The organism is Mycobacterium sp. 1164985.4 (genome assembly GCF_001668575.1).
GTDB lineage: Bacteria > Actinomycetota > Actinomycetes > Mycobacteriales > Mycobacteriaceae > Mycobacterium.
In genome coordinates this window covers 148,898-155,333 of sequence record NZ_LZMD01000079.1, presented here as the reverse complement: position 1 = coordinate 155,333, position 6,436 = coordinate 148,898, and the positions used below count along the sequence as shown (strand labels likewise).

The window sequence follows — 6,436 nt, the reverse complement described above, 5'->3', positions numbered from 1 at the left end:
GAATCTAGAGAAGTGTTGCGACCGCCCCTAGAAACCACCCCGGAAGAAACTGCTCAAGATTCGACCGGAGCCGACACGCTCGATCAATTTGGTGGCCAGCTGCATATTCTTCTGCGCGACGCAATCGTCGATGGCCAGGAAGAATAAATAGGTAGCTCATCGCCGGCAAGGTGAGAATCGGGACAGCCCCAGCTTCGACAAACTGATCCGACCGTTCATAAGCGACAACGACGGATGAAAGAAAAAGGTAGATCGGCAGCACCGCGATCCATGAGATCGCCCACATCGCCCACGAGTAACTCGCGCCGTACCGATCCCACGCCCATTGCCAAATGCGATCCATGCCGGGAGACTAGGCGTCCCTGTCTTTCGTCCGGCGAAAATGGCCAGCACCGCTACGGCTCCGGAGCGCAATGGCGTGTCGATGTTTCGAGACCCCGATTCGAGACTCTTATATGTCATCTGTTTCGAGACGAGGCCTAGGTCGACGTCGGGGTGACCGCTGAAGACTAGGGCTGAATTACGACGCGGAACACGCCCTTGGACTTGTCCTGCGCGACACGGAATGCTTCCACGGCATCATCGATAGGGAATCGGTGGGTGATCAGTGTGCGGACGAGTTCTGGGCGCGCAGCCAATAAGTCAGCCGCCTCAGCGAAGTCTCGCCGCCGCCCGTGGCTGCAATAGCCCAGTGAAGGACGCACTGTCACCTCTTTCGAGAATGAGGCCTCCATCGGCCAGACAGTCTCTGCGGGATACGCGCCAAGGTGGACCACCGTCCCGCCCGGCCTCGAGAGCTCAACGGCGCGATGCAACGCGCTTTCACTGCCGCCCGTCTCGATCACCACGTCGTAGTCAGCTGTCGGCACGACAGCCCCGATGCCTTCGCGAGCTTCGTGCTGGTGGGCATGGCGTGCCGCAACGGCAACTTCTGGTGCCCCCATCTGTTGGGCTGCCGCCGCCGCGAGGACGCCGATTGCCCCCGCCCCAACGATTGCTACACGGGTCTGGTCAGTCACCTCGGCACGGTGACAACTGTGCCAAGCCACACTCGCGGGTTCGACCAGCGCCGCGTCGGCGACGTCGAGATCCGGAGGCAGGGGGACCAGCACATGGCGCGGCGCTCGAAACCATTCGCTCATGCCTCCTGGGCTGAGCATGCCGGGCGCGGTCGGCGGTCCAGCCGTGCACATGTGCAAAGCGCCTTGCTGGCACTGCGTACATTTGCCGCACCCGAAGAAGCCCTCGACAGCGACGGCAGTGCCGTCTTCCAACGCTCCGGCGAACTCCTGGCCTGCGATCTGTGTGCTGCCGTATTGGAGGTATTTGAAGTCTGAAGCGCAGATACCTGCCGCAGCGACTCGCACCAGTTCTCCATCGCCGTCTGGCTCATCGACATCAACGACCTCAACTGTCGGCGGCGCGTTACGCACTGCCTTCATAGGGTCCTCCTTGTGTTGGCTTCTAGGCCTCCAGCGCCTCCGCGCAGCTAGCCAGGATCTTGCGGAAAACGAGGGAGCGCATCAGCGGCGCGGTGAGTACCTCCAGCACCTTGCCGCCCCCGCGAGCTGGAATCGTGTAGCCGCTTATCCAATCAACATGGGTGCCGCCGCCAGCCGGGGTACATGTGAGCGTCCCGTTTTGATGGGTGGGCGGGACACCACCGACGACGCGGTACGAACAACTGTGGGGCGGGTCGTAGGCCGTGATCTGCTCGTGGACCCACCAGCCGAATCCTCTTACCTCACGCGTCGCTCCGAGGCCGGGACCCGAGGCGTCGACCCAAGCGGCTTTGCGAAACCAAGGTGAGACGGTCAGGTTGGTCGGGTCGAGTAGCCACTCAAATACCCGTTCTGGCGAGGCCGCTATCGTCCGCTGCTCGTGCATCCGGACCATGTCATCACCGCCCGCCTGCATGTCCGCGTTCCCACGGATGCCCTTGAACAGCATAAACGTCCGCCGACGCGCTTTCCTGGCAACTAGACTTTCGCCGTGTTCTCCGAGACGCGCTATGCCCTCAACGGGCGTTTGCGGGTCGCCTATCGTGCGTCGCCTGAGGGTGAGCGAGACCTCGTGTTCGTCCCGGCGTGGTTCAGCAACTGCGAGGCCTTGCCGGATCAGGTGGCCATACAAGGGTGGCTCAGCGCGATGTCATCGCTGGGTCGACTGATCTTCTTCGACCAGCCGGGTACCGGATCGTCTGATCCCGTTTCGGCGGGCGCGCTGCCGACCTTGGAGCAGTGGGCCGACAGCATCACAGCAGTGTTGGACGATCTCGGTAGTCGTGAGGCGGTTCTTCTCGCGGGCGTCGGCGCGGTCGCCACAGGTGCGCTGTTCGCCGCAACACATCCATCCCGTACTACCGCGCTAGTTGTGCAGGAGGGCTATGCGTATCCGACGACTGAGCGCACTGACGGACCCACGCCCGAGCAAATTGCTGCCGCCGCGGTCGCCATATGGGGCACCGGTGAGTTCCAGCATGCGATGAACCCGGACATGCCATGGAACGAGGAGATTCGGGCGGCGACTGCACGCTGGGAACGCGGGGCTGCAAGCCCCGGCACTGTCGCCCTCATGCTGCCTCTGGTAGCCGAAATGGACGTGCGGGCGTTGCTTCCTACGGTGCGCGTCCCGACGCTCGTCCTCCACCACGCCGATGATCCCTTTATCCCATCTGAGTGGGGCAGGGACATCGCTGATCGGATTCCGGGCGCGAAATACGTTGAGTTGCCGGGGCGCAACGTCACCCACTTCTACGATCCCGACTGGCGCGCCTCCTTTCAGGAAGTCGCCCGGTTTCTCACCGGTAGTCAAGTCGACGTGTCCGACGACCGGATACTCGCCACCGTGCTTTTCACCGACATCGTGGACTCGACTCGTCGTGCTGCCGAGATGGGCGACCGTGACTGGCATGCGTTGCTTGATGCCCACGACGCCATCGTCCGTGTGCAACTCAACCGCTTCCGAGGCCGCGAGGTGAACAGCACGGGCGACGGCTTCCTGGCAATGTTCGATGGTCCGCAGCGGGCGATCCGCTGTGCCATGGCGATTCGTGACGCGGTGCAGGCGTTGGGTATTGAAGTGCGTGCCGGATTACACACCGGCGAATGCGAGGTGCGTGGTGATGACATCGGTGGTATCGCCGTACACATCGAGGCACGGGTGAGCGCCCTGGCTGGACCCAGCGAGGTTTTGGTGTCCAGCACGCTGCGCGACCTCGTGATCGGATCGGGGCTGGAGTTCGACGACCGAGGCGCGCACGCGCTCAAGGGCGTGCCCGGTGAGTGGCATCTCCTGGCCGTCGCCGCTTAACACCCACCACCGGTCAATGGTCCTGGACCGACGCTGAAAACCGCCGTGGCGGCTGACTTACCCTTCAGCGCATGAGATCCACGGCCGACGAGTCCGGGAGGTCGAGCAGTCAGGGCATCGATGGCCTGCTCGGTGATGAGGATCGTGTCGCCGGTGGTCTTGGTGAGCTGCTCGACACGGGCCGCGACGTTGACGGTGTCGCCGATCAACGTGAACTCCAGCTTGCTGCCGCCGCCGATAGTTCCGGCAATTACCGTGCCGGTGTTGATGCCGATACCGATCCGCAACTCGTTACCGAACCGCTCCGCGACGAGACGCTGGATCAACACAGCGGCGTTGAGCGCCGCATCGGCATGATCGGCAAGGTCATTCGGGGCACCGAAGACCGCCAGTGCTCCGTCGCCCAGGAACTTGTTCACATGCCCGCCCGCATCGACCACGGCGGGCACCACAATCTCGAAAAGCGCGTTGAGTCGAGCCACGACATCCTCGGCGGGGTTGGCTTCGGCGAAGGGGGTGAAGTCGCGGATGTCGACGAACATCACTGTGACTTCGCGGCGCTCACCGGTGAACACGTCGTCACCCTGTTCGAGGAGTTTGGTCGCAAGGGCGGGGTCGACGTAGGTGCCAAATGCGGCCTGAAGCCGTTGCCGCTCAGCGAGTCCCGCCTGCATGCGATTAAACGACGCCGCCAGGGCACCCAGATCATCGTCTTGAACCACGGGCAGGCGCTGGGTGTAGTTACCAGCCGTGACCCGTTCAGTCCCTTCGGCGAGATCATGGATTGGCCGCAATGACGGCGCGAAGCCAACACCGACGGTGACCGGCACTGCAAAGGCCATTGCTACACACCCGAGCAAGATGGCGAAGACGGGCTTTCCACTGATCTGGTGGAATGCCGCGCCCAGCATCGCGGCCCCGACCACGTTGGAGAACGCAACAGCGAGTATCGAAGATATCGACCACGCGGCGAATGTTGGCCGGGAACGCGGCAGAGAATCACCGGTGCCGGTGTCACCAGCGATGGCGATTCTGGCCGGTCGCATCGCGCCTTCGACGATGCTGTGCACAGCGATCAAATGGGAGGCAGCTCCCCAGCAAGCGCCCAAAATCCCATACTGGATCAACTGAGGCCCGCTTGCCCCGGCAAGCGCAGCGGCAACGATTGACAGCAGAGCAAGCCAAAGGACGTTGCTCGCCAACCCTCGTGCAATCACGCCTCGGGCCGCTGCATAGGTCGCCTCCAGTGCGCTGTGTTGATCGACATCGCGCCCGGCGGCCCACTGCTCCACAAGCCGGAGTCGTCCCACGCCGGGAAGGAAATACGCAAACACCAACACCGGCAGGGCGATAGCGGTGACGGCAGCCGCCTCGACGTAATGGTCTGAGTTCTGAAAGGCGACAACAATGATCGACAACGCAAGATAGGACGGAAGGACCACGAGGAAAGTGACCGCACAGATCGCCCACGAATACCTCGGCCCGTGCCGATCCCACGCCCACTGCCAAATGCGATCCATGCCGGGAGACTAAGCGTCCCTCCCCTTCAATCCGCCGGAAATGACCATCGTCTTTGCGGCTTCCGACCGCAGTTGCGGACCGACGTTCCGAGACCGAATTTCGAGACTCTTGTATGTCATCGTTTTCGAGACAGGACCCTCCGCAAGTTCGCGCTGGTGGTCTTGTCTGACACCGAGGATCTGACCGAGTCGTCGGCTTACACTTCCGCCGTGTTCTCCGAGACGCGCTACGCGATGAACGGGGACCTGCGCGTCGCCTATCGCGCATCACCCGAGGGTGAGCGCGACATTGTGTGGGTCCCGAACTGGTTCACCTGCTGCGAACTACTGCCGGAGCTACCTTCCGTCCAGGGATGGCTTGAAGCAATCACTTCGCTGGGGCGAGTAATTTTCTTTGACCAGCCGGGCACCGGAGCGTCTGATCCTGTCGAGCCGGGCGCACTGCCGACGTTGGAGCAATGGGCAGACAGCGTCACCTCAGTCCTCGATGATCTGGGAAGTCCCGAGGCAGTTCTGCTCGCGTCGGTGGGCGCGTTGCCCACAGCGGCGCTGTTCGCCGCCACCCACCCATCTCGCACTACCGCGCTCGTTGTGCTGGAGGGCTATGCGGATCCCGTGAGTGAAAACACGCACGAGGCCGCTGCGGCCATGACCGCCATGTGGGGAACAGGCGAATTCCAGCACGTGATCAATCCCGACATGCCATGGAACGAGGAGATTCGGGCCGCCTGGGCGCGAGAGGAACGCCTGGCAGCAAGTCCAGCGGCTTTCGCGCTGGTATTACCGCTGGTAACCGAAGTCGACGTGCGGGCCGTGCTTCCGGCAGTCCGCGTGCCGAGCCTCGTGCTCCACCACAGCGACAACCCATTTATCCTGCCCGTGCACGGCAAGTACGTCGCCGACCACATTTCAGGCGCGAAATACGTTGAACTGCCTGGACGTAACATGTACCACTTCGTCGAACCATGGCGGGAGTCCTTCCGGGAGACCGCCGAGTTCCTTACCGGCGAGCAGGCTGAGGTGGTCGATGATCGGGTGCTCGCGACGGTCCTGTTCACCGACATCGTGGACTCCACCCGCCGGGCCGCCGAGATGGGCGACCGGGCCTGGCATGCACTGCTAGACGCGCACGACGCCGTCGTCCGTGTACAACTCAACCGGTTTCGGGGCCGTGAGGTGAACACCTCCGGCGACGGCTTCCTGGCGATGTTCGACGGTCCACAACGAGCGATCCGCTGCGCCATGGCGATCCGGGATGCCGTGCAGGCACTCGGCATCGAGGTACGCGCCGGATTACACACCGGTGAGTGCGAAGTCCGTGGCGACGACCTCGGTGGCATCGCCGTGCACATCGGTGCCCGCGTGAGCGCCCTCGCGGGACCCAACGAGGTGTTGGTGTCCAGCACGCTGCGGGATCTGGTGATCGGGTCAGGACTGGAGTTCGAAGATCGAGGTGCTCACCAACTCAAAGGCGTGCCCGGCGAGTGGCACCTCCTTGGTGTCTCGTCGTAGCTCTTGATCAGCCCCACTCGGCGCGGCGAGCCGGGATGGCTGGCGTCCCAGGCGATCTCAATGAGGGCGTGCTTGGCCCAGGCGAAGGTTCG

At 63.1% G+C, this 6,436-nt stretch carries 5 protein-coding genes; 2 read left to right on the top strand and 3 right to left on the bottom strand.

Annotated elements, in window-relative coordinates; genetic code table 11:
- Positions 1-509: 509 nt before the first annotated feature.
- Both A5650_RS17155 and A5650_RS17150 read right to left on the bottom strand, forming a co-directional pair.
- Positions 510-1,442, bottom strand: a complete 933-nt coding sequence (locus A5650_RS17155; protein WP_067293926.1) for a zinc-dependent alcohol dehydrogenase — start codon at positions 1,440-1,442, stop codon at positions 510-512.
- A gap of 22 nt (positions 1,443-1,464) precedes the next feature.
- Complete coding sequence (locus A5650_RS17150; protein WP_353615189.1) at positions 1,465-1,950, bottom strand: SRPBCC family protein; 486 nt, start codon at positions 1,948-1,950, stop codon at positions 1,465-1,467.
- Between the two features lie 42 nt (positions 1,951-1,992).
- Here A5650_RS17150 and A5650_RS17145 point away from each other — a divergent pair, with 42 nt between their 5' ends.
- The gene (locus tag A5650_RS17145) at positions 1,993-3,312 is read left to right on the top strand and encodes an adenylate/guanylate cyclase domain-containing protein (protein ID WP_067293923.1); all 1,320 of its coding nucleotides are present in this window, start codon (positions 1,993-1,995) and stop codon (positions 3,310-3,312) included.
- Here the strand turns inward: A5650_RS17145 and A5650_RS17140 are convergent.
- On the bottom strand, positions 3,309-4,832 hold the full coding sequence (locus A5650_RS17140) for an adenylate/guanylate cyclase domain-containing protein (protein WP_067293919.1): 1,524 nt from the start codon (positions 4,830-4,832) through the stop codon (positions 3,309-3,311). The two genes, A5650_RS17145 and A5650_RS17140, sit on opposite strands and share 4 nt — an antisense overlap.
- A 210-nt stretch (positions 4,833-5,042) precedes the next feature.
- Between A5650_RS17140 and A5650_RS17135 the strand changes: the two genes are divergently transcribed.
- The gene (locus A5650_RS17135) at positions 5,043-6,344 is read left to right on the top strand and encodes an adenylate/guanylate cyclase domain-containing protein (RefSeq protein WP_067293998.1); all 1,302 of its coding nucleotides are present in this window, start codon (positions 5,043-5,045) and stop codon (positions 6,342-6,344) included.
- Positions 6,345-6,436 lie beyond the last annotated feature (92 nt).

Excerpts from the sequence above, each read along its gene's own strand:
- A5650_RS17155 (WP_067293926.1), bottom strand. The coding sequence starts at position 1,442 with ATGAAGGCAGTGCGTAACGCGCCGCCGACAGTTGAGGTCGTTGATGTC.
- A5650_RS17150 (WP_353615189.1), bottom strand. The coding sequence starts at position 1,950 with ATGCTGTTCAAGGGCATCCGTGGGAACGCGGACATGCAGGCGGGCGGT.
- A5650_RS17140 (WP_067293919.1), bottom strand. The coding sequence starts at position 4,832 with ATGGATCGCATTTGGCAGTGGGCGTGGGATCGGCACGGGCCGAGGTAT.